The following is a 2,427-nucleotide window of genomic DNA, read 5'->3' on the forward strand; positions in this document are numbered from 1 at the left end:
TACTGGCGATTACTGGTGTGGATTACTGGTGTGTGTCCTGAATTTCCTGCCGAATTTCCTGAATTTCTCTGAATTTCTTTGGTGCCCAAGTTGTAACAAAGTTGATCATAACTTATTCTCGGGCCACCATATTCGGTACTTAGAGTTGCATACAATTATTATCGACTGGGCGTAGCAAAGACCTGGGTCCAGTAGAAATGGTATCTTGCTGATGAGTTTTCCACCAACGATGCACCCATTTGCTCAAAATTAGCGTTCATTATGCTGCGGCAGTGGCCTCTGCTAGACATCCATGCTCTCATCACCGCTTCAATAGAACGCTGCCCACCTGCTACATTCTCACCAGCACGGCGCCATGTATAACCAGTTTGGTTGATCCTATCGATAAAGGAGCTGCCATCAGATCCCGTGTGACTGACAAAATCATTATTCGCCATATCACTTGAGTGCCTCTCTGCAGCGCGTTCTAACCGATAATCCCAGGTAAGTGGTTTAACCGCAGGCATCCTTGTCGAACCACATCGTTGTGGGCGTGAACGTGCCTCATTCACAGCGGCAAGCATTTGTTCGGCAAACGTTACGGTTGAATTTGAGTGCTCAGTATGCGAAGCCATCGCTTGACCATACCCAGCCAAAAACAGTAATGGAATGATTACTCGTGTTCTGTATGACATGTTTCTTATCCTTGTTACCTATCGAATCATATAACAAGTGCAAAACGTTACTTTTAAACAGAGGTAAGTATAAGAAAGCAGCAAAGTTCCAAGGAGGAGTACGCTGCTTGACGATTTACACTTATTTCGCAATTACTGCTCATCATTTCTTCGTAGTGAAAGTCGTTTATTATCATTTCAGAGTATGAAGTGGTTATTCATATGGCAAAAATAGGCTAGGTGATATTTGAATAGGGTATAAAAAAAGCGAGTAAGATCGCTCATCTTTGACAAATTTAAACAATTAGCAAGATTTTTTTGGGTAGCTTTCGACGTTTTCTCTCCTCACTATATGATCCAGCTCTATAACGAGTTATTAGCTTGTCTCTTAAATTCTTCGTACGCTTGCAAGGTATCGAAGTTGGTCGAGAATACGCTAAACTTGGATAACCGATCGGCATTGTCTAGAAACTCGGCGTCTATATACTGCTTTTGGCTCTGTAATACATCGTTTTCTCGCAATGAAAGGTAGATGTCTAGTGGCTCTCTATTTCCTGTATTAATATAAACAAGGAAAGATTGATACAAATACTCCTTGTCGGCTTCTGCTATGCATTGCTGAAAAGCACGATGTTTTAGCGTTAATAGCATCGTTTTAATAACCGCTTCAGACTGACTCTCCAGCCATTTATCACGCATATCTCCCTTTATCGGCTCAGTAGCAGAACACTTAGAAAACATAGTGTTTAGGTTGTCGTATGAGGTTTGCACGTCTGCGAACGCGCTCGAAGACAGCAGGAGTAAACTAGTTGCGAGTCGCATCATATACACACTTCCAAAAAAGTTGTTCTTTGCCACTGGAGGTCAATCTCGCCTTGTCAGCAATACGATTAACTAGCTCTTTTGTTACAAAGTGACTACTCGCCATCGCTTGACCGAATTTTTCCCAATCGTGCTCATAAATCGTTTTTAATCTTTTCCCAGTACTCATACGCCCAGAGAAAATTTGTACAAATTGTGATGATGCAACCGATGTGGCCAGCAAGTTACCAAGCGCCACTTTTGATTCGATCTCATTTAAATGGTTTTGCATATTGCGGCTGATCACCATGTCATCAATTTTGCAATAAGATAGAACGCCCATACTTTTTCTCGTTAATTAAAAATATTAAATGTACAGAAAAATTAACAATCCAAGGTCGTATTTTTTAATATTTATAACAAAGACCATACTTTAAGTCTTTATTGGTGATAGTTTTAATTATAACCAACCCTTCCGGTGCGTTATGAGATTGTGTATCAGTGCCGAGAGCTCGCCCAATTCTAATTTGGGTTAGTGTCAGGTCAATACCATCAAGTACGATTTTGGTGACTGGCATCAGAGATATAGTAAATTCAGCAGTAAATTCAGGACACACACCAAGAGAAAACACTTTTGGTGTGTGTCCTGAATTTAATAGTACCTCTACAACGCACTGATTTTTGAACAGTTAATCGCCCTACGCGCTGAAAGCGTTGACTCTTCTGAACCCCAGCGATATCCTGCAAAAGCACTGGCAAAATCCAGTGTCGGGATTGGAACCCCGCCTTATTGCACTCGACACATAGTCGTTAACCAAAGCTTTGGTTTTCCCTATGTGTGCCTTAGCGCACCTGTAGAAAATGGATGTGTTTCTTTTTTGAACAATCCAGTTGGTATTACGGTGGGCTGGGCGAGGCAGCTCCCTTCGGGGAGGCTGGCCGTTCCGAGTGCGCGGTAGTTCCAACCTTGTTC

Annotated in this window: 3 protein-coding genes; all 3 read right to left on the minus strand. The window is 42.0% G+C overall.

Annotated elements, in window-relative coordinates:
• Nucleotides 1–158: 158 nt before the first annotated feature.
• Nucleotides 159–614: a CAP domain-containing protein gene (locus tag TW84_RS23500; protein ID WP_338061768.1), complete on the minus strand. Its 456-nt coding sequence runs from the start codon at nt 612–614 to the stop codon at nt 159–161.
• 402 nt (nt 615–1,016) lie between these two features.
• The gene (locus TW84_RS23505) at nt 1,017–1,478 is read right to left on the minus strand and encodes a hypothetical protein (RefSeq protein ID WP_045978026.1); all 462 of its coding nucleotides are present in this window, start codon (nt 1,476–1,478) and stop codon (nt 1,017–1,019) included.
• Nucleotides 1,459–1,797 carry a hypothetical protein gene (locus TW84_RS23510; RefSeq protein WP_045978027.1) on the minus strand — a complete coding sequence of 113 codons (339 nt, stop codon included), beginning with the start codon at nt 1,795–1,797 and terminating at the stop codon, nt 1,459–1,461. Before TW84_RS23510 ends, TW84_RS23505 begins: the two co-directional genes overlap by 20 nt.
• Between the last annotated feature and the right edge of the window lie 630 nt (nt 1,798–2,427).

This window comes from Vibrio neptunius (assembly GCF_000967495.1).
GTDB lineage: Bacteria > Pseudomonadota > Gammaproteobacteria > Enterobacterales > Vibrionaceae > Vibrio > Vibrio neptunius.